General features: G+C 56.1%; 25 protein-coding genes. 17 read left to right on the top strand and 8 right to left on the bottom strand.

All coding sequences use genetic code 11. The features are described 5' to 3' along the window. Positions 1-6: 6 nt before the first annotated feature. Positions 7-819, bottom strand: coding sequence for a phospholipid ABC transporter ATP-binding protein MlaF (gene mlaF, locus URZ40_RS14035; protein WP_116343511.1), 813 nt, complete (start codon positions 817-819; stop codon positions 7-9). Between the two features lie 227 nt (positions 820-1,046). Here mlaF and URZ40_RS14030 point away from each other — a divergent pair, with 227 nt between their 5' ends. The 11 genes from URZ40_RS14030 to npr all read left to right on the top strand — a co-directional run bounded on the left by URZ40_RS14030 (position 1,047) and on the right by npr (position 8,966). Beyond that, positions 1,047-2,024 carry a calcium/sodium antiporter gene (locus tag URZ40_RS14030; RefSeq protein ID WP_028014566.1) on the top strand — a complete coding sequence of 326 codons (978 nt, stop codon included), beginning with the start codon at positions 1,047-1,049 and terminating at the stop codon, positions 2,022-2,024. Positions 2,025-2,037: 13 nt separating this feature from the next. Further along, a complete protein-coding gene (gene kdsD, locus URZ40_RS14025; RefSeq protein ID WP_163329752.1) occupies positions 2,038-3,024 on the top strand; it encodes an arabinose-5-phosphate isomerase KdsD in 987 nt (328 codons plus the stop codon). 14 nt (positions 3,025-3,038) lie between these two features. Continuing rightward, positions 3,039-3,605: a 3-deoxy-manno-octulosonate-8-phosphatase KdsC gene (gene kdsC, locus URZ40_RS14020; protein ID WP_116343514.1), complete on the top strand. Its 567-nt coding sequence runs from the start codon at positions 3,039-3,041 to the stop codon at positions 3,603-3,605. Continuing rightward, entirely contained in the window at positions 3,602-4,177 is a 576-nt protein-coding gene (gene lptC, locus URZ40_RS14015; protein WP_320720705.1) for an LPS export ABC transporter periplasmic protein LptC, read from the top strand. The genes kdsC and lptC overlap by 4 nt, the downstream gene beginning before the upstream one ends. Continuing rightward, on the top strand, positions 4,146-4,700 hold the full coding sequence (gene lptA / locus URZ40_RS14010) for a lipopolysaccharide ABC transporter substrate-binding protein LptA (RefSeq protein ID WP_028014569.1): 555 nt from the start codon (positions 4,146-4,148) through the stop codon (positions 4,698-4,700). Before lptC ends, lptA begins: the two co-directional genes overlap by 32 nt. 6 nt (positions 4,701-4,706) lie before the next feature. Further along, entirely contained in the window at positions 4,707-5,432 is a 726-nt protein-coding gene (lptB, locus tag URZ40_RS14005; RefSeq protein ID WP_028014570.1) for an LPS export ABC transporter ATP-binding protein, read from the top strand. A 47-nt stretch (positions 5,433-5,479) separates the two neighbouring features. Then, entirely contained in the window at positions 5,480-6,913 is a 1,434-nt protein-coding gene (rpoN, locus tag URZ40_RS14000; protein WP_028014571.1) for an RNA polymerase factor sigma-54, read from the top strand. 22 nt (positions 6,914-6,935) lie between these two features. Beyond that, positions 6,936-7,223, top strand: coding sequence for a ribosome hibernation promoting factor (gene hpf, locus URZ40_RS13995; RefSeq protein ID WP_014171818.1), 288 nt, complete (start codon positions 6,936-6,938; stop codon positions 7,221-7,223). A gap of 82 nt (positions 7,224-7,305) precedes the next feature. Further along, on the top strand, positions 7,306-7,797 hold the full coding sequence (gene ptsN / locus URZ40_RS13990) for a PTS IIA-like nitrogen regulatory protein PtsN (RefSeq protein WP_116343515.1): 492 nt from the start codon (positions 7,306-7,308) through the stop codon (positions 7,795-7,797). A 45-nt stretch (positions 7,798-7,842) separates the two neighbouring features. Continuing rightward, positions 7,843-8,697, top strand: coding sequence for an RNase adapter RapZ (gene rapZ, locus URZ40_RS13985; RefSeq protein ID WP_014885397.1), 855 nt, complete (start codon positions 7,843-7,845; stop codon positions 8,695-8,697). Further along, positions 8,694-8,966 carry a PTS phosphocarrier protein NPr gene (gene npr, locus URZ40_RS13980; RefSeq protein ID WP_003861872.1) on the top strand — a complete coding sequence of 91 codons (273 nt, stop codon included), beginning with the start codon at positions 8,694-8,696 and terminating at the stop codon, positions 8,964-8,966. The genes rapZ and npr overlap by 4 nt, the downstream gene beginning before the upstream one ends. A gap of 38 nt (positions 8,967-9,004) precedes the next feature. Here the strand turns inward: npr and mtgA are convergent, their stop codons facing one another. The 5 genes from mtgA to lptF all read right to left on the bottom strand — a co-directional run bounded on the left by mtgA (position 9,005) and on the right by lptF (position 15,264). Continuing rightward, positions 9,005-9,730 carry a monofunctional biosynthetic peptidoglycan transglycosylase gene (mtgA, locus tag URZ40_RS13975; RefSeq protein ID WP_320720704.1) on the bottom strand — a complete coding sequence of 242 codons (726 nt, stop codon included), beginning with the start codon at positions 9,728-9,730 and terminating at the stop codon, positions 9,005-9,007. Next, on the bottom strand, positions 9,727-10,380 hold the full coding sequence (gene elbB / locus URZ40_RS13970; protein ID WP_166712443.1) for an isoprenoid biosynthesis glyoxalase ElbB: 654 nt from the start codon (positions 10,378-10,380) through the stop codon (positions 9,727-9,729). The genes mtgA and elbB overlap by 4 nt, the downstream gene beginning before the upstream one ends. 232 nt (positions 10,381-10,612) lie before the next feature. After that, positions 10,613-12,946, bottom strand: a complete 2,334-nt coding sequence (arcB, locus tag URZ40_RS13965; protein WP_163329757.1) for an aerobic respiration two-component sensor histidine kinase ArcB — start codon at positions 12,944-12,946, stop codon at positions 10,613-10,615. Positions 12,947-13,081: 135 nt separating this feature from the next. Beyond that, positions 13,082-14,164 carry an LPS export ABC transporter permease LptG gene (gene lptG / locus URZ40_RS13960; protein ID WP_320720703.1) on the bottom strand — a complete coding sequence of 361 codons (1,083 nt, stop codon included), beginning with the start codon at positions 14,162-14,164 and terminating at the stop codon, positions 13,082-13,084. After that, positions 14,164-15,264: an LPS export ABC transporter permease LptF gene (lptF, locus tag URZ40_RS13955; protein WP_320720702.1), complete on the bottom strand. Its 1,101-nt coding sequence runs from the start codon at positions 15,262-15,264 to the stop codon at positions 14,164-14,166. Before lptF ends, lptG begins: the two co-directional genes overlap by 1 nt. A gap of 266 nt (positions 15,265-15,530) precedes the next feature. On the opposite strand from lptF, the gene pepA reads away from it, so the two are divergent. The 5 genes from pepA to URZ40_RS13930 all read left to right on the top strand — a co-directional run bounded on the left by pepA (position 15,531) and on the right by URZ40_RS13930 (position 22,154). Beyond that, positions 15,531-17,042 carry a leucyl aminopeptidase gene (gene pepA / locus URZ40_RS13950; protein WP_116343520.1) on the top strand — a complete coding sequence of 504 codons (1,512 nt, stop codon included), beginning with the start codon at positions 15,531-15,533 and terminating at the stop codon, positions 17,040-17,042. Between the two features lie 84 nt (positions 17,043-17,126). Further along, complete coding sequence (holC, locus tag URZ40_RS13945) at positions 17,127-17,570, top strand: DNA polymerase III subunit chi (RefSeq protein ID WP_003861884.1); 444 nt, start codon at positions 17,127-17,129, stop codon at positions 17,568-17,570. Next, positions 17,570-20,425, top strand: a complete 2,856-nt coding sequence (locus URZ40_RS13940; RefSeq protein WP_163329758.1) for a valine--tRNA ligase — start codon at positions 17,570-17,572, stop codon at positions 20,423-20,425. The genes holC and URZ40_RS13940 overlap by 1 nt, the downstream gene beginning before the upstream one ends. Before the next feature lie 122 nt (positions 20,426-20,547). Further along, on the top strand, positions 20,548-21,051 hold the full coding sequence (locus tag URZ40_RS13935; RefSeq protein ID WP_116343523.1) for a GNAT family N-acetyltransferase: 504 nt from the start codon (positions 20,548-20,550) through the stop codon (positions 21,049-21,051). A gap of 83 nt (positions 21,052-21,134) precedes the next feature. Next, a complete protein-coding gene (locus URZ40_RS13930; protein WP_166712445.1) occupies positions 21,135-22,154 on the top strand; it encodes an NAD(P)-dependent alcohol dehydrogenase in 1,020 nt (339 codons plus the stop codon). Positions 22,155-22,246: 92 nt separating this feature from the next. On the opposite strand, the gene URZ40_RS13925 is transcribed toward URZ40_RS13930, so the two are convergent. Beyond that, complete coding sequence (locus URZ40_RS13925; protein WP_320720701.1) at positions 22,247-23,893, bottom strand: glycerone kinase; 1,647 nt, start codon at positions 23,891-23,893, stop codon at positions 22,247-22,249. A gap of 137 nt (positions 23,894-24,030) precedes the next feature. Here URZ40_RS13925 and URZ40_RS13920 point away from each other — a divergent pair, with 137 nt between their 5' ends. Next, entirely contained in the window at positions 24,031-25,533 is a 1,503-nt protein-coding gene (locus URZ40_RS13920; protein WP_320720700.1) for a DUF853 domain-containing protein, read from the top strand. Here URZ40_RS13920 and URZ40_RS13915 read toward each other — a convergent pair. Continuing rightward, the gene (locus tag URZ40_RS13915; RefSeq protein WP_320720710.1) at positions 25,513-26,454 is read right to left on the bottom strand and encodes a TIGR01212 family radical SAM protein; all 942 of its coding nucleotides are present in this window, start codon (positions 26,452-26,454) and stop codon (positions 25,513-25,515) included. The genes URZ40_RS13920 and URZ40_RS13915 overlap by 21 nt on opposite strands. Positions 26,455-26,871 lie beyond the last annotated feature (417 nt).

Raw genomic sequence — 26,871 nt, 5'->3', positions numbered from 1 at the left:
AGTGGCTTAACTCCCTATTCCCAGTAAATCGTCACGATAGTCGCCCGCCGGGTAGCGGAACGGTACGGGTCCGTCAGCAATACCGTCAAGGAACTGCCGCACGCGCGGATCGCAATTTTCCTGCAGCGCCTGAGCGCTACCGTGTGCGACGATCTTTTTGTCCGCCACGATATAGGCGTAATCGGCAATGCTCAATACTTCCGGTACATCGTGAGACACCACGATACAGGTGACGCCGAGCGCGCTGTTCAGTTCAGAGATGAGCTTTACCAGCACGCCCATCGTGATGGGATCCTGTCCGACAAACGGTTCGTCGAACATGATTAAATCGGGCTCTAATGCAATGGCTCGCGCCAGCGCGGCGCGGCGCGCCATCCCGCCGGACAGTTCCGAAGGCATCAGCTTCGCGGCCCCGCGCAACCCAACAGCTTCAAGCTTCATCATCACCGTGCTTTTCAGCAGTTCAGGCGGCAGGCTGGTATGCTCGCGCAGCGGATAGGCCACGTTATCAAAGACGTTCATGTCGGTGAACAACGCCCCCGATTGAAAGAGCATACTCATACGTTTGCGGACAGTATACAGGCGCGAGCGCGACATCTCCGGGACGTTTTCGCCATCGAAGAGGATTTCACCGCTATCCGGTGGGATCTGACCACCTATAAGGCGCAGGAGGGTCGTTTTACCGATCCCGGACGGCCCCATGATGGCGGTGATTTTGCCACGCGGTACGGTCAACGAAATATCATCGAATATCAGACGATTGCCACGTGAAAAACTCACACCGCGGACATCGACTAAATTCGCCATCGTTTGGCTCATTTATAGTTCCTTTCTTACCCTGCTCACGTTAAGGCGTACAGCCTGAATCAGCCCTTAACCCAGCATTTTTACAGAATATTAGCCGTTGAGGTTAGCGAAAGCTGGCATTTGTTTTACTTTTCCGGCGCATAAAGTCAAAATTAGGAATTCGTTACGCCTCAGACCGTATGCAGTCCAGCCATTCCCGCGCGATGGACCGACAAGTATACCTGAAGAAAGGACTTTTGATGCTTTTAGCAACAGCACTGTTAATTATTGGTTTACTGTTAGTGGTCTACAGTGCTGACCGTTTAGTCTTTGCTGCATCTATCCTGTGTCGCCTGACGGGCGTACCGCCTGTTGTCATCGGGATGACCGTGGTCAGCGTTGGCACATCACTTCCTGAAATCATCGTCTCCGTCTCGGCGTCGCTGCATGGTCAGTTAGACCTGGCAATTGGCACCGCGATTGGCTCTAACATCGTCAATATATTACTGATTTTAGGCCTTGCGGCACTTCTCCATCCATTTCGCGTGCATTCTGATGTTCTGCGCCGTGAATTGCCGCTAATGTTAGTCGTAAGCCTGCTGGCAGGGTGCGTATTTTATGACGGCGTACTGAGCTACAGCGACGGCATTTTCCTGCTGGCGCTGGCCGTCATCTGGCTGCTGTATAGTGTTAAAATTGCCCGCCAGGCGGAAAAGCAGGGTCAGGACAGCCTGACGCGTGAGCAGGTTGCCGAACTTCCGCGCGAAGGCACGCTACCGGTCGCCCTGCTCTGGCTTGGCGTCGCGCTGATCATCATGCCAATGGCAACGCGCATGGTCGTGGATAACGCGACGGTGCTGGCAAACTATTTTGCCATGAGCGAGCTGACGATCGGCCTGACGGTTATTGCTATCGGCACCAGCTTGCCTGAGCTGGCCACCGCCATTGCGGGGGCGCGTAAAGGGGAAGATGACATCGCCATTGGTAATATTATCGGTTCCAACATTTTCAATATCGCCATTGTGATGGGCCTGCCGGCCCTGATTACGCCAGGGCCCTTTAATCCCCTGGCGTTCTCGCGCGACTACGGCGTGATGTTATTGGTCAGCGTGATATTTGCCCTGCTTTGCTGGCGGCGGCAACGACAGATCGGCAAAGGCGCAGGCGCACTGCTGACGGGTGGATTTATCGTATGGATGGCGATGCTGTACTGGCTCTCGCCTCTTCTCTCTGGGTAAACGGAAACGCATTATGTCGCAAATAGAATTGCAGCCGGGTTTTGACTTTCAGAAAGCAGGCAAAGAGGTTCTGGAGATTGAACGAGAAGGTCTGGCGCAGTTAGATCAGTACATTAATCAGGATTTTAGTCTGGCATGTGAGAAGATGTTCTACTGTGCCGGCAAAGTCGTGGTGATGGGAATGGGTAAGTCCGGCCACATTGGACGCAAAATGGCAGCAACATTTGCCAGCACCGGAACCTCGTCTTTCTTTGTACACCCTGGGGAAGCCGCGCACGGCGATCTGGGGATGGTCACGCCGCAGGATGTCGTTATTGCGCTGTCCAACTCCGGGGAGTCCAATGAAATTCTGGCGCTGATCCCCGTACTGAAGCGACTGCAGGTCCCCCTGATTTGCATGACCAGCCGTCCGGAAAGTAGCATGGCGCGTGCGGCCGATATTCACCTGTGCGTTAAAGTACCGAAAGAGGCCTGTCCGCTGGGCCTGGCGCCGACGTCCAGCACAACTGCCGCGCTGGTCATGGGCGATGCCCTTGCCGTGGCGCTGCTCGAAGCCCGCGGTTTTACGCCGGAAGATTTCGCGCTTTCCCACCCGGGCGGCGCGCTGGGGCGCAAGCTGCTGCTGCGGGTAAACGATATTATGCACACCGGGGATGAGATCCCTCACGTCAGTAAAGAAGCCTCCCTGCGTGATGCGCTGTTGGAAATCACCCGCAAGAATCTGGGTATGACGGTCGTGTGCGACGATCTGATGAAAATTCAGGGGATCTTCACCGATGGCGACCTGCGTCGCGTGTTCGACATGGGTGTAGATGTCCGCACGCTTGGCATTGCCGACGTGATGACGCCCGGCGGCATCCGCGTGCGTCCGGGAACGTTAGCCGTGGATGTGCTGAACCTGATGCAGTCCCGCCATATCACCTCCGTTATGGTTGCCGATGGCGACCAGTTGCTGGGTGTGGTACATATGCATGATCTGCTGCGCGCTGGCGTAGTGTAATAAAGGATAAGACAATGAGTAATGCGGGTGCATCCCTTGCAACCTGTTATGGTCCGGTCAGTACCCAGATGATGGCAAAGGCGGAAAACATTCGTCTGCTCATTCTGGATGTGGATGGCGTACTTTCCGATGGCCTGATTTACATGGGCAATAATGGTGAAGAGCTGAAAGCGTTTAACGTTCGCGACGGCTACGGTATCCGCTGTGCGCTCACTTCGGGTATCGAGGTTGCTATCATCACCGGACGAAAAGCTAAACTGGTAGAAGACCGCTGTGAAACCTTAGGGATTACCCATCTTTACCAGGGTCAATCCGATAAGATGGCAGCGTTCAACGATTTACTGGGTAAACTGGCTATCGCACCGGAGAACGTGGCCTACGTCGGGGACGATCTGATTGACTGGCCGGTGATGGCTAAAGTCGGTCTCAGCATCGCGGTTGCTGATGCTCACCCGCTACTGATCCCGCGCGCTGACTACGTTACCTGCATCAACGGTGGCCGGGGTGCCGTCCGTGAAGTCTGCGATCTGCTTCTGCTGGCGCAGGGCAAGCTTGATGAGGCCAAAGGGCAATCGATATGAGTAAAACCAGACGTTGGGTTATCATTCTGCTTACGCTTGTCGCACTGGTATTGATTGGCGTGAACCTTGCCGATCGCGACGATACGCAAACGGAAGTGGTCAACAATAACGATCCAACCTATAAAAGCGATCACAGCGACACCGTGGTCTATAGCCCGGAAGGTGCGCTGAACTATCGCCTGATTGCCCAGCATGTTGAATACTTTTCCGATGACGGCGTTTCGTGGTTTACCCAACCTGTCATGACCACATTCGATAAAGACAAAGTGCCGACATGGTCAATTAAGTCAGATCGGGCCAAACTGACAAATGATCGTATGCTTTATCTGTATGGCCACGTTGAAGTCAACGCCCTGACCGCTGACTCGCAACTGCGAAAAATTACGACGGATAATGCCCAGATCAACCTGGTAACCCAGGACGTGACGTCGCAGGATCTGGTCACACTGTATGGCACAACATTTAATTCCAGCGGTTTAAGAATGCGCGGGAACTTACGCAGCAAGAACGCCGAGCTGATTGAAAAGGTTAGAACCTCCTATGAAATTCAAAACAAACAAACTCAGCCTTAAAGTAATTATCGCCAGCGCGATGCTGGCGGCCAGTCTCCCCGCGCTTGCTGTAACGGGCGATACCGACCAGCCGATCCATATCGAGTCCGACACCCAGTCTCTCGATATGCAGGGTAACGTCGTTACCTTCACGGGTAACGTCGTCATGACGCAGGGCACCATCAAAATTAATGCCGATAAGGTGGTCGTTACCCGTCCGGGCGGCGAGCAGGGCAAAGAGATCATTGATGGCTACGGCAACCCGGCCACCTTCTACCAGATGCAGGACAACGGCAAGCCGGTGAAGGGCCACGCCTCGCATATGCACTATGAGCTGGCGAAGGATCTGGTCATCCTGACCGGAAACGCCTATCTGGAACAGCTGGACAGCAATATTACCGGTGACCAGATTACCTATCTGGTTAAAGAGCAAAAAATGCAGGCCTCCAGCGAGAAAGGCAAACGCGTAACCACCGTGCTGGTTCCGTCGCAGCTGCAGGACAAAGGCAAGGGCCAGGCCCCGGCACAGAAGAAGAGTAACTAATTCGCTATGGCAACATTAACTGCAAAAAATCTCGCGAAGGCTTACAAAGGCCGCCGTGTCGTAGAAGATGTCAGTCTGACCGTCAACTCCGGCGAAATTGTGGGCCTGCTTGGCCCGAACGGTGCGGGTAAAACCACCACCTTCTACATGGTGGTTGGTATTGTGCCGCGCGATGCCGGCAACATTATTATTGACGATGAAGACATCAGCCTGCTGCCGCTGCACGCGCGCGCGCGCCGTGGCATCGGCTATCTGCCGCAGGAAGCCTCTATTTTCCGTCGTCTGAGCGTCTTTGATAACCTGATGGCGGTCTTGCAAATTCGCGACGACCTGACCAACGAACAGCGTCAGGATCGCGCCAACGAGCTGATGGAAGAGTTTCACATCGAGCACCTGCGCGACAGCCTGGGCCAGGCATTGTCCGGGGGGGAACGCCGTCGTGTTGAGATTGCGCGCGCGCTGGCCGCCAATCCGAAGTTTATCCTTCTGGATGAACCATTTGCGGGCGTTGACCCAATCTCCGTTATCGACATTAAACGCATTATCGAGCATCTGCGTGACAGCGGGCTTGGCGTGCTGATCACCGACCACAACGTTCGTGAAACGCTGGCGGTATGTGAACGCGCATATATCGTGAGCCAGGGCAATCTGATCGCCCACGGTACGCCGCAGCAGATCCTCGAAGACGATCATGTTAAGCGCGTCTATCTTGGGGAAGACTTCAGACTCTGATAGGGTAGAGGTAACGTAACGCCGAACCGGAGAAAAATGCTCTGAACATGAAGCAAGGTTTGCAATTAAGGCTCAGCCAACAGCTGGCGATGACGCCGCAGCTACAGCAAGCAATTCGCCTGTTGCAGCTGTCCACGTTAGAACTTCAGCAGGAGCTCCAGCAGGCGCTGGACAGCAATCCCCTGCTGGAGCAAGCCGATCTTCATGACGAGGTAGACACCCAGCAGTCACAGGATACAGAAGCGCTCGACACCGCGGATGCACTCGAACAAAAAGAGATGCCGGACGAGCTTCCGCTGGATGCCAGCTGGGATGAAATCTATACCGCCGGCACCCCTTCCGGCACGCGTGCAGACTACCAGGACGACGAGCTACCGGTCTACCAGGGCGAAACCACCCAGTCGCTGCAGGATTACCTGATGTGGCAGGTAGAGCTTACCCCCTTCTCCGATACCGACCGCGCCATTGCCACGTCGATTGTCGACGCCGTTGATGACACCGGTTATTTGACCGTCACGCTGGACGACATTCTGGAAAGCATGGGCGATGAAGAGATTGAGATTGAGGAGATTGAAGCGGTACTGAAACGCATCCAGCGCTTCGATCCGGTCGGGGTGGCCGCGAAGGACCTGCGCGACTGTCTGCTGATCCAGCTTTCTCAGTTCAGCAAAGAGACGCCGTGGCTCGACGAGGCGCGCTTAATCATCAGCGATCATCTGGATCTTCTGGCTAACCACGATTTCCGCACCCTGATGCGCGTGACGCGCCTGAAGGAAGAGGTGCTGAAAGAGGCGGTAAATCTGATCCAGTCTCTCGATCCGCGTCCCGGTCAGTCGATCCAGACCAGCGAACCCGAGTACGTTATCCCGGACGTGCTGGTCAGAAAACACAATGACCGCTGGGTCGTTGAACTGAACTCTGACAGCATCCCTCGCCTGCAAATCAACCAGCAGTACGCCTCTATGTGCACCAGCGCGCGCAACGACTCCGACAATCAATATATTCGCAGCAATCTTCAGGAAGCGCGATGGTTGATCAAGAGCCTGGAGAGCCGGAATGATACCCTGCTGCGCGTGAGCCGCTGCATCGTCGAACAGCAGCAGGCATTCTTTGAGCAGGGCGAAGAGTATATGAAACCGATGGTACTGGCGGATATCGCCCAGGCCGTCGAGATGCATGAATCCACCATTTCCCGCGTCACCACGCAGAAGTATCTGCACAGTCCGCGCGGTATTTTTGAGCTTAAGTATTTCTTCTCCAGCCATGTGAACACCGAGGGCGGCGGCGAAGCGTCGTCAACGGCGATTCGCGCACTGGTGAAGAAGTTGATCGCCGCGGAGAACCCCGCGAAGCCACTAAGTGACAGTAAGTTGACCACCATGCTGTCCGATCAGGGTATTATGGTGGCACGTCGTACTGTTGCGAAGTATCGAGAGTCTTTATCCATTCCGCCGTCTAACCAGCGTAAACAGCTGGTCTGACACAACCGATAAGGAAGACACTATGCAGCTCAATATCACAGGACACAACGTCGAGATTACTGAGGCCTTACGTGACTTCGTGAACGCTAAGTTCGCGAAACTTGAACAGTATTTCGAAAGGATCAACCAGGTCTACGTTGTGTTAAAAGTGGAGAAAGTGACTCATATCTCGGATGCGACCCTGCATGTAAACGGGGGTGAGCTCCATGCCAGTGCGGAAGGGCAGGACATGTACGCGGCTATCGACGGCTTGATTGACAAGCTTGCGCGACAGCTCAATAAACATAAAGATAAACTGAAACAACACTAATTGTCCGGGCAGTTAACGGGTGCAGGACGGCCTGTTGTGAAACACAACAGGCCATTTGTACAGTTAGCGCTTAGGTGAAATTATGATAAACAACGATTCCGCTCTTCAACTGAGCAATGTCCTTAACCAGGAATGTACCCGCAGTGCCGTTCACTGCCAGAGCAAAAAACGTGCGCTGGAGATCATCAGTGAATTGGCTGCAAAACAGCTGGGCCTGCCGCCGCAGGTGGTGTTCGAAGCGATTCTGACCCGTGAAAAGATGGGCAGTACCGGTATCGGCAACGGTATCGCGATCCCGCACGGCAAGCTGGAAGAGGACACCCTGCGTGCCGTCGGTGTGTTTGTGCAGCTGGAAACGCCAATCGCTTTTGACGCCATTGATAACCAGCCCGTCGATCTCCTCTTCGCGCTGCTGGTGCCTGCCGACCAGACCAAGACCCATCTGCATACGCTTTCGCTGGTTGCTAAACGTCTGGCGGATAAAACCATCTGCCGTCGACTGCGCTCGGCCCAAAGTGATGAAGAGCTTTATCAAATTATCACTGAAGCAGAAGGCAATCAGGATGACGCATAACCAGGTGATGGCCTTCACATCTGTTGTCCTGAGGAGAAACGGAACATGGTGCTGATGATTGTCAGCGGTCGTTCAGGGTCGGGAAAATCCGTCGCCCTGCGTGCGCTGGAAGACATGGGTTTTTACTGCGTCGATAACCTGCCGGTCGTGTTATTGCCCGATCTGGCACGCACGCTAGCGGAGAGACAAACCTCCGCCGCCGTCAGTATCGACGTGCGTAACATGCCCGAATCCCCGGAGATCTTCGAACAGGCAATGAGTAACCTGCCTGACGCGTTCTCGCCTCAGCTGCTGTTCCTTGATGCCGACCGCAATACCCTGATCCGCCGCTACAGTGATACCCGTCGTTTGCACCCGCTATCCAGCAAGAATCTCTCGCTGGAGAGCGCAATCGATGAAGAGAGCGATCTGCTGGAGCCGCTGCGCTCCCGAGCCGATCTGATAGTCGACACCTCAGAGATGTCCGTCCACGAGCTGGCGGAAATGCTGCGTACCCGCCTGCTGGGCAAACGCGAGCGCGAACTGACGATGGTGTTCGAATCCTTCGGCTTTAAGCACGGTATTCCGATTGATGCGGACTATGTTTTCGACGTGCGCTTCCTGCCGAACCCGCACTGGGATCCCAAACTGCGTCCAATGACCGGCCTGGATAAACCCGTCGCGGCGTTCCTCGACCGGCACACAGAAGTTCACAATTTTATCTACCAGACGCGAAGCTACCTTGAGCTATGGTTACCTATGCTGGAGACAAACAATCGTAGCTACCTGACGGTGGCGATTGGCTGTACCGGCGGTAAACATCGTTCGGTCTACATCGCCGAACAGCTGGCCGACTATTTCCGCTCGCGCGGTAAGAACGTTCAGTCCCGTCATCGCACGCTGGAAAAACGTAAAACATGACCGTAAAACAAACCGTTGAGATCACCAATAAGCTGGGCATGCATGCGCGCCCGGCGATGAAGCTGTTTGAGCTGATGCAGGGTTTCGATGCAGAAGTGCTGCTGCGTAATGACGAAGGCACCGAAGCGGAAGCCAACAGCGTGATTGCGCTGCTGATGCTGGACTCCGCCAAAGGGCGTCAGATTGAGGTAGAAGCCACCGGTCCTCAGGAAGAGGAAGCCCTGGCGGCGGTAATTGCGCTGTTTAACGCCGGGTTCGACGAAGACTAACGTTCCCCCCTCGGCGGGTGGCGCTGCGCTTACCCGCCCTACATAAGATTATTACGCTGCATAAACCCCTCTCCGCCCAGCTGATTCATCTGGCGCATGATCCACGCCTGACGGCTTCGCACGTACCCTGACGGGGCGCTGGCCTTAAAGCGGATAGGATTAGGCAGAACAGCCGCGAGCAGCGCCGCCTCCGACATGCTCAGCCTGCTGGCTGGTTTATTAAAATAGCGTTGTGATGCAGCTTCGACACCAAATACCCCCTCGCCAAACTCGGCGATATTTAGATAAACGGTCAGAATGCGCTTTTTGCTCCAGACCGTTTCCATTCCCAGGGTGAGCCCCGCTTCCAGCCCTTTTCGCACCCAGCTTCGGCCATCCCACAGGAACAGGTTTTTTGCCGTCTGCTGCGACAGCGTTGATGCACCGCGCACGCGGTTTTCATGACGTTCATTGTGGGCCAGCGCCTTTTCAATCGCGGCCACATCGAACCCCCAGTGCTCCGGGAATTTCTGATCTTCCGCCGCGATAACCGCCAGCCCCATGAACGGAGAGATGTCCTCCATGCTCACCCAGTCAGAATGGGCAACATAGCCGAAATCACCGGAGAACCACGCGCTAAGCTGACGCTCAACCATGACCGCTGAAAACGGTACCGGCAAAATGCTGAACACGGCCAGCCCGCCTCCCCAGAACACCGCCAGCATGAGAAAGGTACGTAGAAGAAGGCGTTTCCCCCATGCGACTGCGGAAAACTGACGCCTCATTCTGTCAGCACCAGCACCCGGGCTACCAGCTTTTCAATGCCCACGGCGGCTTCCGCAATATTCTGCGCCAGCATATACGCGGGCGTGGTGACAACCTTGTTGTCTTCATCCACCACAATGTCATCGACCGGGCACGGAACGTGTTCGCCTCCCATTTCCTCGACGATCTCTGCGGTATCAATATCTGTTCCGATCGTCAGCCGTAACGGGAAATCGAAAATGCTTGGCAGCATGGCCGGTGCGATACAGATAAAGCCCAGCGGCTTGCCCGCCGCATGCATTGCCAGCGTCAGCGCTTTTAAATCAGGGTCCACCCTGCACGCGGCGCCTTCGGCGGCAAAGGTGCTGAGGTTTTTCGCGGCGCCGAAGCCGCCCGGAACAATGAGTGCATCCAGCTCAGCGGCCTCTGCCTGCGCCAGCGGATGAATCTCTCCCCGGGCAATACGCGCGGCTTCAATCAGCACGTTGCGCGTTTCAGCCATCGGCTCACCGGTCAAATGGTTAATCACATCCGCCTGATTTTTATCTGGCGCGAAACAAATAACCTCTGCTTCCTGTTTAGCCAGGGCCAGCAGCGTGATTACGGCTTCATGTATTTCTGAACCATCAAAAACACCGCATCCGCTGAGGACGACACCAATTTTTTTCATCTTGACGATCCTTCTTTGCAACTCGCTGAAGCGCATTAATAATTTTGATTAAAACGCTATGCTTCACACATTTCACTGATTCATGTAACAAACCATTTAAGATTTGCTATCTTATCTGCGTGCGGCCTAAATTTTTCCGGCGGCGCCGATTCGAAAATTACTTTAAAAAACAGGCGCAGCCACGATTTCCCTGGTGTTGGCGCAGTATTCGCGCACCCCGGTCTAGCCGGGGTCATTTTTTTCTGGCGTCCACCCAGGCTTTAAGCACCGCAACGTCGTTCTGCCACTCTTGTTTCATCTCTTCAACCCAATCACCCACGTTATCTTCCCATGCAGGTAAATCAGGCGACTGAATCTGTTGGCCCAGCTGCTGCAGGTGGCGTAATCCGACCGAGCCGGCCGCGCCTTTGATTTTATGCCCTTCTTCGACAATGCCCTTCTGGTCACGCGCCGTCAGGTTTGACTCCAGCACGCTCAGATAGCCCGGCATCATTTTTTCAAACACCGCCAGACCGTCGGTAATCAGTTTCGGGCCCACCAGATCGATGTACTGCTCCAGCATCGCGGTATCGAGTATCGTTTGGGCTTTAGCGCTATCAACAGGCGTCATGGTGCTCTCCTCTTCATCGTGGGTATCCCAGAACTTCTTGATCATGGCGGTCAGAGCAGGCACCGCCAGAGGCTTGCTGAGTACATCGTCCATACCGGCGTCGAGATACTCTTTTTTATCTTTCAGTACGTTCGCCGTCAGCGCCACCAGCGGCGGCAGTTCGTCAGCCGCGTACTGACGCGTCAGCTCACGCGAGATATCCAGCCCGGTCATATCCGGCAACTGGATATCCAGCAGAACGAGGTCATATTCGCCCGGTGTAAACATCTCCAGCGCGGCCTTACCGGTCATCGCGACATCCACGCTGTTGCCCAGTTTTTCCAGCACCGAGCGCGCTACAATCACGTTAAGCTCAATATCCTCCACCAGCAGGACGTGCAGCGCAGGTAGCGGCATATCGTCGTTTTCAAAGGTATCCTCTACCTCTTCCGCCACCGCCGGCGCATGCACCGTCAGCGTGAAGGTTGACCCTTTGCCTGCCTGGCTGGCAACGGTGATGTCACCGCCCATGCTCTTCGCCAGCCGTTTAGACACCGCCAGGCCAATACCGGTGCCGGTGGCCGGTTTTCCGCCGTTGCTGTCCTTCACCTGGTAGTACATCGCGAAAATTTTGTCCTGCTCCTCCTGCGGAATGCCAATCCCGGAATCCTCCACCTCGAAGTGCAGCATGTCACCTTCGTCATAGCGGATACGCACCGCCACCTGCCCCTTCTGAGTAAATTTCACCGCGTTGCTGATGAGGTTCCACAGGATCTGACGCAGCCGCGTGCCATCGGTAACGACCTTATGCGGCAGCGGCAGGGTGGGCTCCATGACAAAATTCAGCCCCTTCTGCTGCGCCTGCAGACCAGATAAGTTTTCCAGATCGGCAAGGAAGCTGGTGAAATCAACCGGCTGGTTATCAAGCTGAACCTTACGGCGCTCCATTTTATCCATATCAATAATATCGTTGAAAATATTACCCAGCGTGACCGCCGAGACATGGATAGTCTTGAGGTATTTTTCCTGCTCTGCGGTCAGGTCGGTGTCGAGCAGAATGCGGCTCAGCCCCACAATGCCGTTGAGCGGCGTACGCAGCTCGTGGCTGATGGTGGAGATAAAGGTGGTCTTGTCTCGGCTGGCGCGCTCCAGCGCGTCCTGATAGCGCTTACGCTCGGTAATATCACGGCCGAAGCCCATCAGGCCGTGGCGCTTTCCGACGCGGTCATAGTACGGTACCTTGCGGATCTCAAAACAGGCTTTGCGCCCGTCCGGGTAATCCAGCCACTGTTCGTAGGTCAGCGAGACGTTATGGCGGAACACTTTTTCGTCCGTCTCCATGACCTTGGCGGCCGCTTCTTCGGAGTAAACGTCCTGCGGCTTCAGGTGAATCAGCTGCTTCTCGCTTTTCCCGGTCAGGAGCTCCATCGCCCGGTTACAGCCGGAAAACTCTTTATCTTCGTTACGGTAGAACACCAGATCCGGCGACGCGTCCAGGAACGAACGCAGGAAGGAGGATTGCTGCTCAAGCTGGATCTGCGTCACCTCGCGCTCTTTCATTTCGATTTTCAGCTGTTCCAGCGTGGCCTGACGCTCGGCCTCCGCCTTCTCACGATCTGAAATTTCCTGATTCAGCTGCGCGATGTTGTCTTTAAGCTGAACGTTGAGCTTCAGGTCACGCTCGCGCATCTCCTCAAGCTTATCGACCAGTTTTGATAAGCGCTGACGGGACTCCTCCAGCTGTTCGACCACCACGGAAAGGAAATAGACCGCCCAGGGGGTAATGAGCAAGCCAAAGAAGATAGAGCGGATGACGTCGATACTCTCGACCTGGCCATGCAGAACCATGGTGACGGCCATTTGCACGACAATGGCCAGAACGACCAGCGCCAGCGCCAGCAGCATGGAGAAACGCACCAGCCCAAGCTTCATCATCAGGTCGACGTAGTACTGGGCAAGCATTCGAATTTGCTTCATAGAGGATCCCTTCACGACTTTATCGCTCAATAATACTCAAATTCGAGGCGGGACGTTGAGGGTTGTGAGAAAAAGTGCGGGATGAAACAGGAGATTAGCCTCGCCTCCGGTTCAGCGGAGGCGAGGAGAGGTCAATCAGGAGCGTTTCAGCAGCAGCCAGAGGCTGATCAGGAGGAAACTGGCGCTCGGCAGCAGCGCACCAATAATCGGTGGGATGCCATAAACCAGCGTCAGCGGACCGAAGATCTGATCAAGAACGTAGAACACAAAGCCGAAGCTGATACCGGTCACGACGCGCACGCCCATCGGCACGCTACGCAGCGGGCCAAAGATAAACGACAGCGCCATCAGCATCATCACCGCCACGGACATCGGCTGGAAGATTTTGCTCCACATGTTGAGCTGATAGCGCCCGGCATCCTGCCCGCTCGACTTCAGGTACTTCACATAGTTGTGCAAGCCGCTGATAGAGAGCGCGTCAGGATCCAGCGCCACAACCCCGAGCTTATCCGGCGTGAGGTTGGTCTTCCAGGTGCCGGACACCGTCTGCGAACCGGTGATCTGCTTTGGATCGGTCAGGTCAGATTCATCAACCTGCGACAAACGCCACTGTTTATGTTCCGCGTCAAACTTGGCCGAAGAGGCGTGTCGGACAGACTCCAGACGGCGCTGGCCATTGAAAGCATAGATGCTCACCCCGCCCAGTTCATCATTACCCTTTACCCGTTCGATATAGACGAAGTTTTTACCGTCTTTCGCCCATAAACCTTGCTGAGTCGAGAGCAGTGAACCGCCGTACATTGCCTGAGCACGATAGTTACGCGCCATCTGCTCACCCTGCGGTGCCACCCACTCGCCAATCGCCATGGTCAACAGCACCAGCGGGATTGCGGTTTTCATTACCGACAGCGCAACCTGCATGCGGGTAAAGCCCGAGGCTTGCATAACGACCAGCTCACTGCGCTGCGCCAGCATTCCCAGCCCCAGCAGCGCGCCCAGCAGGGCCGCCATCGGGAAGAAGATCTGCACATCTTTTGGCACGCTGAGCAGGGTGTACATCCCCGCCCCCATCGCGTCATAGCTGCCCTGCCCGGCTTTTTTCAGCTGATCGACAAATTTGATAATGCCGGAAAGCGACACCAGCATGAACAACGTCATCATGATGGTGGTAAAAATGGTTTTACCGATATAGCGATCAAGAACGCCAAACGCCTGCATTAGATGGCTCCTTTACGCGAGAATCGGGCACGTATGCGGCGCACAGGCACCGTATCCCACAGGTTTAATCCCAGCGCCAGTAAGATGTACAGGCTGTTAACGAACCACGTCCAGACCATCGGTTCCAACTTACCCTTCGCGCCGTTAGAGCGAATCGAGGTTTGCAGCAGGAAATAGATCAGGTAAAGCAGCATCGCTGGCAGCATAGAGAGCACACGGCCCTGGCGCGGGTTCACCACGCTCAGCGGAACGACAATCAATGCCATCATAAACACGGTGAATACGAGCGTAATACGCCAGTGGAATTCAGCACGCGCTCTTTCGGTATCGGTGTTCCACAGCGTACGCATATCCATTTGCTCGGTATCCGTTGGATCGAGCGCTACCGCCTGATGGCCGATAATAGCCTGATAGTTCTGGAAATCCGTAATACGGAAGTCGCGCAGCATCGCGGTGCCTTCGAAACGGGTGCCTTTGTTCAGCGTGACTATCTGAGAACCGTCTTTGCGCTGAGCGAGCTGGCCCGAGTCGGCAACCACCACTGACGGACGCGCGTTACCTTTGGGACGCAGCTGCGCCAGGAATACATCGTTGAATTTACTGCCGTCAACGCTCTCGATAAACAGCACGGAGTTTCCGTCAGTTGCCTGCTGGAACTGACCCTGCGCGAGCGCCGCCATGCCGGGGTTTGCTTTCGCCTCGGCCAGCACTTCGTCCTGATGACGGGAAGACATAGGACCCGCCCACATTACATTCACCGCCGCAACAATGCCCGTGAACAGCGCCAGTATCATCGCCGCTTTCACCAGTACGGCTTTACTCAGGCCGCAGGCATGCATCACCGTGATTTCACTCTCGGTATACAGCTTACCGAGCGTCATGAGCAGGCCGAGGAATAGGCTCAGCGGCAGAATAAGCTGCGCCATTTCCGGGATCCCCAGACCAAGCAGGGAAAGCACCAGATTCGTTGGAATTTCGCCGTCAACGGCCGCACCGAGGATCTTAACCAGCTTCTGACAGAAAAAAATCAGCAGCAGGATGAAGAGGATCGCCAGTTGGCTTTTGAGCGTCTCCCGCACCAGATATCTTATGATTATCACTTTAAATACGCCCGTAAAAACCCGTCTCTTTGCAGGAATTTCGCTTGTTTCATGGCTTAAACGTCATTTATTCTCTTGAGTCGTCGAAATCATCGCTAAGATTAAAACATCCAGCGGATTCACGCTTCAGGACTTTTTCTGACGTGTCGAAACCGTAGTAACGTAAGATTAACACGAAGTCACCACAACAGCGGACATGAGTTACGAAAGGTTTCAATTCTATCTGTAGCAGCCGCCGTTGTCTTTAAGATTCAGGAGCGTAGTGCATGGAGTTCAGTGTAAAAAGCGGTAGCCCGGAGAAACAGCGGAGTGCCTGCATCGTTGTGGGCGTCTTTGAACCGCGCCGACTCTCCCCGATCGCCGAGCAACTCGATAAAATCAGTGACGGCTATATCAGCGCCCTGCTGCGCCGTGGCGAACTGGAAGGCAAACCTGGGCAGACGCTGTTACTGCACCATGTTCCGAACGTCCTGTCAGAGCGTATTCTGCTGATTGGCTGCGGCAAAGAGCGCGAGCTGGATGAGCGCCAGTATAAACAGGTCATTCAGAAAACCATTAATACGCTGAATGATACCGGTTCAATGGAAGCCGTCTGCTTCCTGACCGAGCTGCACGTCAAAGGCCGTAACACCTACTGGAAAGTACGTCAGGCAGTCGAAACCGCAAAAGAGAGCCTGTACAGCTTCGATCAGCTTAAGACCAACAAAAGCGAGCCGCGTCGTCCGCTACGCAAAATGGTCTTTAACGTGCCAACCCGTCGCGAACTGACCAGCGGAGAGCGCGCCATCCAGCATGGCCTTGCGATTGCCGCCGGCATTAAAGCGGCAAAAGATCTCGGCAACATGCCGCCAAACATCTGTAACGCCGCCTACCTCGCCTCTCAGGCGCGCCAGCTGGCTGATTCCTACAGCAAAAACGTCATCACCCGCGTTATCGGCGAACAGCAGATGAAAGAGCTGGGCATGCACTCGTATCTGGCGGTGGGTAACGGCTCGCAGAACGAATCCCTGATGTCGGTCATCGAATACAAAGGTAACCCGTCCGAAGATGCGCGCCCTATCGTTCTGGTTGGTAAAGGCCTGACCTTCGACTCCGGCGGTATCTCCATCAAGCCTGCCGAAGGCATGGACGAGATGAAGTACGACATGTGCGGCGCGGCGGCAGTTTACGGCGTGATGCGCATGGTCGCGGAACTTCAGCTGCCGATTAACGTCACTGGCGTGCTGGCAGGCTGCGAAAACATGCCAGGCGGTCGCGCGTACCGTCCGGGTGACGTCCTGACCACCATGTCCGGGCAGACCGTTGAGGTGCTGAACACCGACGCCGAAGGCCGTCTGGTGCTGTGCGACGTACTGACCTACGTTGAGCGCTTCGAGCCTGAAGCGGTGATTGACGTGGCAACCCTGACCGGTGCCTGCGTGATTGCCCTGGGCCACCACATCACCGGCCTGATGTCGAACCACAACCCGCTGGCGCACGAGCTTATCGGCGCGTCTGAGCAAGCTGGCGACCGCGCATGGCGCCTGCCGCTGGGTGACGAGTATCAGGAACAGCTGGAGTCTAACTTTGCGGATATGGCGAACATTGGCGGTCGTCCTGGCGGGGCTATCACCGCGGGCTGCTTCCTGGCGCGCTTCACCCGCAAGTACAACTGGGCGCACCTGGACATCGCCGGCACCGCATGGCGCTCCGGTAAAGCCAAAGGCGCAACCGGTCGTCCGGTGGCGCTGCTGTCGCAGTTCCTGCTGAACCGTGCGGGTTTTAACGGCGACGAGTAAGCCAAAACGGCAGTAAACCGTAGGCCGGGTAAGGCGAAGCCGCCACCCGGCTTAAGCATTTAAAGTGAGCACAAGAAGCCCCATATGAAGAATGCAACGTTCTACCTTCTGGACAACGACACCCATCAGGATGGCCTCAGCGCCGTTGAACAGCTGGTGTGTGAAATTGCCGCAGAACGTTGGCGCGCAGGTAAACGCGTTCTGATTGCCTGTGAAGATGAACAGCAGGCGATTCGCCTGGATGAAGCGCTGTGGGCGCGCCCGCCGGAGAGCTTTGTGCCGCACAACCTGTCGGGCGAAGGTCCGCGAGGCGGGGCCCCGGTCGAAATAGCCTGGCCGCAAAAGCGCAACAGCAGCGCGCGCGATATTCTCATTAGCCTGCGGACAGACTTTGCAGATTTTGCCACTGCTTTCACAGAAGTGGTAGACTTTGTCCCTTACGAAGAATCCTTGAAACAACTGGCGCGCGAACGCTATAAAGCGTACCGCCTGGCTGGTTTTAACCTGAATACGGCAACCTGGAAATAATGGAAAAGACATATAACCCACGCGATATCGAACAGCCGCTTTACGAGCACTGGGAACAGCAGGGCTATTTCAAGCCTAACGGCGACGAAAGCAAAGAGTCCTTCTGCATCATGATCCCGCCGCCGAACGTCACCGGCAGTTTGCATATGGGGCATGCTTTCCAGCAGACCATCATGGACACCATGATCCGCTACCAGCGCATGCAGGGCAAAAACACCCTGTGGCAGGCAGGAACTGACCACGCGGGTATCGCGACCCAGATGGTGGTTGAGCGTAAAATTGCCGCTGAAGAAGGTAAAACCCGTCACGACTACGGTCGCGATGCGTTCATCGACAAAATCTGGCAGTGGAAGGCAGAATCAGGCGGCACCATTACCCGTCAGATGCGCCGTCTCGGCAACTCCGTGGACTGGGAGCGCGAGCGCTTCACCATGGACGAAGGCCTGTCCAACGCCGTGAAAGAAGTTTTCGTCCGTCTGTATAAAGAAGACCTGATTTACCGCGGCAAACGCCTGGTCAACTGGGATCCGAAACTGCGCACCGCCATCTCTGACCTGGAAGTGGAAAACCGCGAGTCCAAAGGCTCCATGTGGCACATCCGCTACCCGCTGGCCGACGGCGCAAAAACCGCCGACGGTAAAGATTACCTGGTGGTTGCCACCACTCGTCCGGAAACCCTGCTGGGTGATACCGGCGTGGCCGTTAACCCGGAAGATCCGCGTTATAAAGACCTGATCGGCAAATTCGTGGTGCTGCCGCTGGTAAACCGCCGTATTCCAATTGTGGGCGACGAACACGCCGACATGGAAAAAGGCACCGGCTGCGTAAAAATCACCCCTGCGCACGACTTTAACGACTATGAAGTCGGTCGTCGTCACGCCCTGCCGATGATCAACATTCTGACCTTTGACGGCGATATCCGCGAAAGCGCAGAAGTATATGACACCAAAGGCAACGAATCCGACGTCTACTCCAGCGAGATCCCGGCTGAGTTCCAGAAGCTGGAGCGCTTTGCCGCGCGTAAAGCGATTGTGGCTGCCGTCGACGCACTGGGCCTGCTGGAAGAGATCAAACCTCACGATCTGACCGTGCCGTACGGCGACCGTGGCGGCGTGGTTATCGAGCCAATGCTGACCGACCAGTGGTACGTGCGTGCCGACGTGCTGGCGAAACCGGCTGTTGAAGCGGTTGAGAATGGCAGCATTCAGTTCGTGCCGAAGCAGTACGAAAACATGTACTTCTCCTGGATGCGTGACATTCAGGACTGGTGTATCTCCCGTCAGCTGTGGTGGGGTCACCGTATCCCGGCATGGTACGACAACGAAGGCAACGTTTATGTTGGCCGTAGCGAAGACGAAGTGCGTCAGGAAAACAACCTGAGCGCGGACGTTGCCCTGCGTCAGGACGAAGACGTGCTGGACACCTGGTTCTCCTCCGCACTGTGGACCTTCTCCACCCTTGGCTGGCCTGAGAACACCGACGCGCTGCGTCAGTTCCACCCAACCAGCGTGATGGTGTCCGGCTTCGACATTATCTTCTTCTGGATTGCCCGCATGATCATGATGACCATGCACTTCATCAAAGACGAAGACGGCAAGCCGCAGGTTCCGTTCCATACCGTCTACATGACCGGTCTGATCCGCGACGACGAAGGCCAGAAGATGTCCAAATCCAAGGGTAACGTCATTGACCCACTGGATATGGTTGACGGTATTTCTCTGGAAGAGCTGCTGGAAAAACGCACCGGTAATATGATGCAGCCGCAGCTGGCGGAGAAAATCCGCAAGCGCACCGAGAAGCAGTTCCCGAACGGAATTGAGGCTCACGGTACAGACGCCCTGCGCTTCACCCTGGCGGCGCTGGCCTCGACCGGCCGCGACATCAACTGGGACATGAAGCGTCTGGAAGGTTACCGTAACTTCTGTAACAAGCTGTGGAACGCCAGCCGCTTCGTGCTGATGAACACCGAAGATCAGGACTGCGGCTTCAACGGCGGCGAAATGACCCTGTCTCTGGCGGACCGTTGGATCCTGGCGGAATTCAACCAGACGGTGAAAGCATTCCGCGAGGCGCTGGACAGCTACCGCTTCGATATCGCGGCGGGCATCCTGTACGAATTCACCTGGAACCAGTTCTGCGACTGGTATCTGGAGCTGGCGAAGCCGGTAATGAACGGCGGCACTGAAGCGGAGCTACGCGGCACGCGCAACACGCTGATTACCGTTCTGGAAGGTCTGCTGCGCCTGGCGCATCCGGTCATTCCATTCATCACCGAAACCATCTGGCAGCGCGTGAAGGTCATTGCGGGCATCAACGCCGATACCATCATGCTGCAGCCGTTCCCGGCATTCGATGCGGCTAAGGTTGATGAAGCGGCGTCTGCGGATACCGAGTGGCTGAAACAGGCGATCGTTGCGGTACGTAACATCCGTGCTGAAATGAACATTGCCCCGGGCAAACCGCTTGAGCTGCTGCTGCGCGGCTGCAGCGAGGCTGCCGTTCGTCGCGTCACCGAGAACAACACCTTCCTGAAAACCATGGCGCGTCTGGAAAGCATCACCGTGCTGCCTGCGGATGACAAAGGTCCGGTTTCCGTGACCAAAATCATCGACGGCGCCGAGCTGCTGATCCCGATGGCAGGTCTGATCGACAAAGACGCCGAGCTGGCGCGTCTGGCGAAAGAAGTGGCGAAAGTCGACGTGGAAATTGGCAAAATAGAAAGCAAGCTGGCGAACGAAGGCTTTGTCGCCCGTGCACCGGAAGCGGTCATCGCCAAAGAGCGTGAGCGTCTGGTTGCCTTCGCCGATGCGAAGACCAAGCTGATCGAGCAGCAGGCGGTTATTGCAGCCCTGTAATGCTTTACCCCTTACGCTTCAGGGCGTAAGGGGTACCCTTCCTGAAAACTCCTCGCTTGCACTCCCTTTTCTGCGGTGCTATTAACAGCAACTGTGTGTCAATTTTTGTAATGAGTAATGCTATGAGCGTGATTACCCCCGTCGCGGCGACGATGCGTCGGATCACTGAGCAGGACAATCCGGCTATCGCCGCCGTTATCCGCACCGTTTCTGCAGAGTATGGGCTGACAGCGGATAAAGGTTATACCGTTGCGGACCCGAATCTTGATGAACTGTTTAAGCTGTACAGCCAGCCGGGCCACGCCTACTGGGTGATTGAGCAGGACGGCCAGGTTGTGGGCGGCGGCGGCGTTGCGCCACTGAGTTGCAGCGAGCCGGATATCTGCGAGCTGCAGAAAATGTATTTCCTGCCTTCCGTACGCGGGCAAGGCCTGGCGAAAAAGCTGGCGCTGGTCGCCCTGGAACACGCCCGCGCTCATGGGTTTAAACGCTGTTACCTCGAAACCACCGCCTTCCTCAAAGAGGCCATCGGCCTGTATGAACATCTGGGCTTTGAGCATATCGATGCGCCGCTGGGCTGTACCGGCCATGTTGACTGCGAAGTCAGGATGCTGAAAAGTCTGTAATTTTCGTTCCTGCCCTCTTCTGTTAAGCGGCTGTAAACTGAATGCTCTACACTCTCAGTTCACACCACAACGGGGGAAACACGATGTCGAAGATAAAAAGCTACGCCGCACCGCAGGCGGGTGCAGAACTTGAGCTGTACGAGTACGATGCGGGCGAACTAAAAGCAGAAGACGTCGAAGTACAGGTTGATTACTGCGGGGTCTGCCACTCGGATCTCTCGATGATCGACAACGAATGGGGCTTTTCCAGCTATCCGCTGGTTGCCGGGCACGAAGTCATTGGCCGCGTCGTGGCGCTCGGTAGCGCCGCGCAGGACAAAGGGCTGAAAGTGGGCCAGCGCGTAGGCATTGGCTGGACAGCACGCAGCTGTGGTCACTGCGATGCCTGTATCAGCGGCAACCAGATCAACTGCCTTGAGGGCGCGGTACCCACCATCCTGAATAAAGGCGGCTTCGCCGACAAGCTGCGCGCCGACTGGCAATGGGTCATCCCGCTGCCGGACAGCATTGATATCGAATCCGCCGGTCCGCTGCTGTGTGGCGGCATCACCGTCTTTAAGCCCCTGCTGATGCACCATATCACCGCCACCAGCCGCGTGGGCGTGATTGGAATCGGCGGTCTGGGCCATATCGCCATCAAGCTACTGCATGCGATGGGCTGTGAAGTCACGGCGTTCAGCTCGAACCCGGCAAAAGAGAAAGAGGTGCTGGCGATGGGCGCGGATAAAGTGGTAAACAGCCGCGATCCTGAAGCGCTGAACGCGCTGGCAGGTCAGTTTGACCTGATCATCAACACCGTGAACGTCGATCTCGACTGGCAGCCGTACTTTGAAGCACTGGCCTACGGCGGTAACTTCCACACCGTAGGTGCTGTGATGAAGCCGCTGCCGGTTCCGGCCTTTACCCTGATCGGCGGGGATCGCAGCGTGTCAGGCTCCGCGACCGGTACACCGTACGAGCTGCGCAAGCTGATGAAGTTTGCCGGACGCACCAAAGTGGCCCCGACCACCGAACTGTACCCCATGTCGAAAATCAACGAAGCGATCCAGCACGTGCGTGATGGCAAAGCCCGCTACCGCGTGGTGTTGAAAGCGGATTTCTGATGTGACATTGCCGGGGAATCTGCGGCCTGATGCCCTCACCCCAACCCTCTCCCACTGGGAGAGGGCGCAAACACTAAAAACGGTAACGGTGGTTACCGTTTTGCTTCTACCATGGCCTTAAACACCTCTGCCACCGCGACCGCCCCTGGGTCCATTACCCCGTCCAGATTCTCTTTATTCACATACGATGAGCGCCCCGCACCGGCTTTCTGCATTTTCGCCGTTGCCTCTGCCCCCTTCTGTGCCGCCTGCGCCGCTGACTGAAGATCCTTTTTCTGCAATGCCTCCAGCGCCGGCTGCAGCGCGTCGATCAGGGTACGATCGCCGAGATCTGCCCCACCGTACTGCTTCATTTGCGCCAGCCCGCTGAGCAATGCCTCGGGTAGCGACTGACCATCGTGAAGCTTTTGCCCCGCTGCGGTAAAGAAGATCGACATCAGCACCCCGCTCGATCCGCCCATCACCGTGGCCAGCCGCTCGCCCACCAGCAGCAGAAGCTTAGGCACATCATTAAGCGGAAGCGCGTTCTCCTCCAGGCGCTGCGCAATATCCCGCGCCCCTTGCGCAAAGGTGGAGCCGGTATCGCCGTCGCCCACTTTGGCATCCAGCGCGTTCAGGCGATTTTCCAGCTGTATGAGCGTCTTCGTCACCCGTGAAACAGACTCCTTCACCTGCGGGTTTTCAGATGGGGTATATTCCACGCGATCGCGAATAGCGCTTTGCGGAACGGTACGCAGGGGGGCAAACGCCACGGGTTTTTGCCAGCCCAGCGTTTCCACCTCTTCATGCAGCGCTTTCTCGAACAGGTCGTTGAGCTTCAGCAGCGTCAGAGAAAAGCCCTTCATGTCCAGGGCGCTCACCAGCGGTGCCGGGCCAATAAGATAAGCAATGTTCTCTTTCAGCGCCGAGTGAGCCAGCTCTTTGGTCAGCAACGCCATTTCCAGCGCCGAGACGCCGCCGAGGTTGTTAATCAGCACCGCGAAACGCCCCTCGCCCGCCTGCGCTTTGAGCGGGGTAACCAGCGTGTCGATAATCGCTTTGCTGTTTTGCGTATCAACTACCGAGGCCCCCGGCTCCCCGTGGATCCCCAGCCCCAGTTCGACATGGCCCTGCTTGATGCGCCCCTCTTCATCGTCGCTGCCCGGCAGGTTACAGGTTTGCATCGCAACGCCCAGGCTCCAGAGGTTGTCGCAGGCCTGCTGCGCAATATCCCGCACCTCGCTCAGCGATTTCCCGTGCTCCGCCGCATAGCCCGCAATCTTATGCACCAGTGCCGTACCGGCAATGCCGCGCGGCTGTTTGTTATCGGGCAGCGCGATATCGTCCGCCACGATCACCATCTCCACCTTGAGGCCGTAGCGTTTGGCCTTTTCTGCCGCCAGACCAAAGTTCAGGCGATCGCCGGTGTAGTTTTTGACAATAAGCAGACAGCCGCGATCGCCCGTCACCGCCACAATGGCATTCAGTACCGCATCCACGCTCGGGGAGGCGAACAGATCGCCACAGACTGCCGCCGTCAGCATGCCTTTACCGACAAATCCGGCGTGTGCAGGTTCGTGCCCGGAGCCACCGCCGGAGATCACCGCCACGCGGCTTTTATCCCAGTCGCCGCGTGCCACTACGCGGATAGCCGGATCGATATCGAGCTTGACGAGATTCGCGTGTGGCGCAGAAAGGAGTATGCCTTCAATGGCATCGTTGACCAGCTGTTTGCGATCGTTAAAGAAGAATCTGGACATAGTTTCCCACTATTTTGTGAACCGTATGCAAAAGCATAGTCCGCGCTGGATAATGCGCCGCAAAGTCAGGAATTTACTTAACCAAATTGCTATCAGGTTGCCTATACTCCACCCAGGACTAAGAGAGGAAGCGCATCATGAGTACACCATTGTTAATTGCCCGGACGCTGGAAAAAGAGCTGTATCTACTGCCTGCGATGGCGAACCGCCACGGCCTGATCACCGGTGCGACCGGGACGGGGAAAACCGTGACCTTACAGAAGCTGGCGGAGTCGCTTTCAGAGATTGGCGTGCCGGTCTTTATGGCTGACGTGAAGGGCGATTTAACCGGCGTGGCTCAGGAGGGTACCGCTTCTGAAAAACTGCTTGAGAGGCTGAAGAATATTGGCATCACGAACTGGACACCGCACGGCAACCCGGTGGTGGTCTGGGATATCTTTGGTGAGAAAGGCCACCCGGTGCGCGCCACCGTCTCCGATCTCGGCCCGCTGCTGCTGGCCCGCCTGCTCAACCTCAACGACGTGCAGTCCGGGGTGCTGAATATCATCTTCCGCATTGCCGACGATCAGGGGCTGCTGCTGCTTGACTTCAAGGATCTGCGAGCCATTACCCAGTATATCGGCGATAACGCCAAATCCTTCCAGAACCAGTACGGCAATATCAGCAGCGCCTCTGTCGGGGCCATTCAGCGTGGGCTTCTGACCCTGGAGCAACAGGGTGCCGAGCACTTCTTCGGCGAGCCGATGCTGGATATCAAAGACTGGATGCGTACCGACAGCAATGGCAAAGGCATCATCAACATTCTGAGCTCTGAAAAGCTCTACCAGATGCCGAAGCTTTACGCCGCCAGCCTGCTGTGGATGCTCTCCGAACTGTACGAGCAGCTACCGGAAGCGGGCGATCTGGAAAAACCAAAACTGGTCTTCTTCTTCGACGAAGCGCATCTGCTGTTTAACGACGCGCCGCAGGTGCTGCTGGATAAAATTGAACAGGTCATTCGCCTGATCCGCTCCAAAGGGGTTGGCGTCTGGTTTGTGTCGCAAAACCCGTCGGATATCCCGGATAACGTGCTTGGCCAGCTCGGTAACCGCGTGCAGCACGCCCTGCGCGCCTTTACGCCGAAGGATCAGAAAGCGGTAAAAGCCGCGGCGCAAACCATGCGCGCCAATCCGGCCTTTGATACCGAAGCGGCGATTCAGGCGCTGGGCACCGGTGAAGCGCTGATCTCGTTCCTTGATGCGAAGGGCAGCCCCTCCATCGTGGAGCGCGCGATGGTGATCGCGCCCTGCTCGCGCATGGGGCCTGTTACTGACGATGAACGTAACGGCCTGATTAACCACTCCCCGGTTTACGGGAAGTACGAAGACGAGGTGGATCGCGAGTCCGCGTTCGAGATGCTGCAAAAAGGGGTGCAGGAGACAACCGAATCGCAGGATGCGCCTGCCGCTAAAGGGCAGTCTGTCGCCGTGGATGACGGTATTCTCGGGGGGCTCAAAGACATCCTGTTCGGCAGTACCGGGCCGCGCGGCGGCAAGCGCGACGGCGTGGTACAGACCATGGCGAAAAGCGCGGCGCGGCAGGTTACCAATCAGATAGTGCGCGGCATGCTGGGAAGTCTGTTAGGCGGACGTCGCCGGTAGACGGGGGACCCAGGGGCGGCCAAGCGCCGCCCCCTGCACGCCGTTCTCCTGCAGATAGCGGTCGATTTCCACCATCCCCGTCCAGCGGTTCTCGCACCAGAGCGGTGCCAGAAGCGTTGGACGGCGGGCGCTGGCGGAGATACGGTGGTAAACAATCTCCGGCGGTGTGTGACGAATCATCTCCCCCGCCGTCACCGTATAGTCGTCGAGTTCAATACCGCTTAACCGCCCCGCTTCCCAGGCTTTCGCCATTATGCTGCCCTTTACGATGTGCAGCGGATGCAGCTTGATCCCGTCCACGCCGGTCTCAACGACTTTTTCCAGCGTCTCCAGGCCATGCTGCTGCCCTTCTCCGGGCAAGCCGACAATCAAATGCGAACAGACTTTCAGGCCACGCTCGCGGGCGAGACGCGCGGTGCGCTGGTAGCAGGCGAAATCATGCCCGCGATTGATACGGTGCAGGGTTTTATCGTGCGCGGTCTGCAAGCCCAGCTCCAGCCAGATCTCGTAGCCCTTCTCTCTGTACTCGCTAAGTAAATCCAGCACCGCCTCCGGCACGCAGTCCGGGCGCGTACCCACGCACAGCCCGACAATGTTCGCCTGAGCAACCGCCTGCTGATACATGGAACGCAGCACCTGCACCTCCGCCCACGTGCTGGTGTAGGCCTGGAAATAGGCCAGATACTGCTTTGCACGGTTGACCAGGCTGGCCTGGTGCGCGAGTTGTTCCGCGATAGAGTGATGCTGCTGGGCCTCGTCAGCAAAGGACGCAACGTTACAGAAGGTACAGCCGCCGCGCCCGATGGTGCCGTCGCGATTCGGGCAGCTAAAGCCGCCGTGCAGCGTCAGCTTATGAACCTTTTGGCCGTATCGCTGCAAAAGATCCCCACCAAACATATTGACTAATTTCTGTAACTGCATAATCTGATAGACCGTCCCGAAGAAAGGGGACAAGCCTGCCATTTTTAGCCTCTGTCGGCGATGACCTGGATCAATCGCCCTGGACGGCCTTTATCTGTATGAATAAATACTCAGGATTACTGCAATTTCATTCACGCTATCTGTGATTACTTTTCCTTATGTTCTGACTGTTTTTTTCATTTATAGCGGCAACACTGAAAAACAGTGATTTTATGCGGGTTTGAATACGTCACCAGATTATTGTTCTGCTATAAATCAGCATTTCAGCACGCTGCATCAATAATACCGCTTTCATATAGTGAGTCAGATCACACTCCTTCACGGCTCCCCAGACCTTTAGATGGTTATAAAAATAGTTAAATACCCTTTAAAAACAAACAGATGGATATCCCTTAGCACATATTTGTATAAATAAGA

The organism is Enterobacter sp. 296B2 (assembly GCF_034106185.1).
Taxonomy (GTDB): domain Bacteria; phylum Pseudomonadota; class Gammaproteobacteria; order Enterobacterales; family Enterobacteriaceae; genus Enterobacter; species Enterobacter cloacae_N.
Note: the sequence above shows the minus strand (reverse complement) of the source record. Positions and strands in the feature narration are given on the sequence as shown.

Bases quoted from the DNA above. Each gene is read 5' to 3' on its own strand.
- mlaF (WP_116343511.1), bottom strand. From the start codon at position 819: ATGAGCCAAACGATGGCGAATTTAGTCGATGTCCGCGGTGTGAGTTTT.
- URZ40_RS14030 (WP_028014566.1), top strand. From the start codon at position 1,047: ATGCTTTTAGCAACAGCACTGTTAATTATTGGTTTACTGTTAGTGGTC.
- kdsD (WP_163329752.1), top strand. From the start codon at position 2,038: ATGTCGCAAATAGAATTGCAGCCGGGTTTTGACTTTCAGAAAGCAGGC.
- kdsC (WP_116343514.1), top strand. From the start codon at position 3,039: ATGAGTAATGCGGGTGCATCCCTTGCAACCTGTTATGGTCCGGTCAGT.
- lptC (WP_320720705.1), top strand. From the start codon at position 3,602: ATGAGTAAAACCAGACGTTGGGTTATCATTCTGCTTACGCTTGTCGCA.
- lptA (WP_028014569.1), top strand. From the start codon at position 4,146: ATGAAATTCAAAACAAACAAACTCAGCCTTAAAGTAATTATCGCCAGC.
- lptB (WP_028014570.1), top strand. From the start codon at position 4,707: ATGGCAACATTAACTGCAAAAAATCTCGCGAAGGCTTACAAAGGCCGC.
- rpoN (WP_028014571.1), top strand. From the start codon at position 5,480: ATGAAGCAAGGTTTGCAATTAAGGCTCAGCCAACAGCTGGCGATGACG.
- hpf (WP_014171818.1), top strand. From the start codon at position 6,936: ATGCAGCTCAATATCACAGGACACAACGTCGAGATTACTGAGGCCTTA.
- ptsN (WP_116343515.1), top strand. From the start codon at position 7,306: ATGATAAACAACGATTCCGCTCTTCAACTGAGCAATGTCCTTAACCAG.
- rapZ (WP_014885397.1), top strand. From the start codon at position 7,843: ATGGTGCTGATGATTGTCAGCGGTCGTTCAGGGTCGGGAAAATCCGTC.
- npr (WP_003861872.1), top strand. From the start codon at position 8,694: ATGACCGTAAAACAAACCGTTGAGATCACCAATAAGCTGGGCATGCAT.
- mtgA (WP_320720704.1), bottom strand. From the start codon at position 9,730: ATGAGGCGTCAGTTTTCCGCAGTCGCATGGGGGAAACGCCTTCTTCTA.
- elbB (WP_166712443.1), bottom strand. From the start codon at position 10,380: ATGAAAAAAATTGGTGTCGTCCTCAGCGGATGCGGTGTTTTTGATGGT.
- arcB (WP_163329757.1), bottom strand. From the start codon at position 12,946: ATGAAGCAAATTCGAATGCTTGCCCAGTACTACGTCGACCTGATGATG.
- lptG (WP_320720703.1), bottom strand. From the start codon at position 14,164: ATGCAGGCGTTTGGCGTTCTTGATCGCTATATCGGTAAAACCATTTTT.
- pepA (WP_116343520.1), top strand. From the start codon at position 15,531: ATGGAGTTCAGTGTAAAAAGCGGTAGCCCGGAGAAACAGCGGAGTGCC.
- holC (WP_003861884.1), top strand. From the start codon at position 17,127: ATGAAGAATGCAACGTTCTACCTTCTGGACAACGACACCCATCAGGAT.
- URZ40_RS13940 (WP_163329758.1), top strand. From the start codon at position 17,570: ATGGAAAAGACATATAACCCACGCGATATCGAACAGCCGCTTTACGAG.
- URZ40_RS13935 (WP_116343523.1), top strand. From the start codon at position 20,548: ATGAGCGTGATTACCCCCGTCGCGGCGACGATGCGTCGGATCACTGAG.
- URZ40_RS13930 (WP_166712445.1), top strand. From the start codon at position 21,135: ATGTCGAAGATAAAAAGCTACGCCGCACCGCAGGCGGGTGCAGAACTT.
- URZ40_RS13925 (WP_320720701.1), bottom strand. From the start codon at position 23,893: ATGTCCAGATTCTTCTTTAACGATCGCAAACAGCTGGTCAACGATGCC.
- URZ40_RS13920 (WP_320720700.1), top strand. From the start codon at position 24,031: ATGAGTACACCATTGTTAATTGCCCGGACGCTGGAAAAAGAGCTGTAT.
- URZ40_RS13915 (WP_320720710.1), bottom strand. From the start codon at position 26,454: ATGCAGTTACAGAAATTAGTCAATATGTTTGGTGGGGATCTTTTGCAG.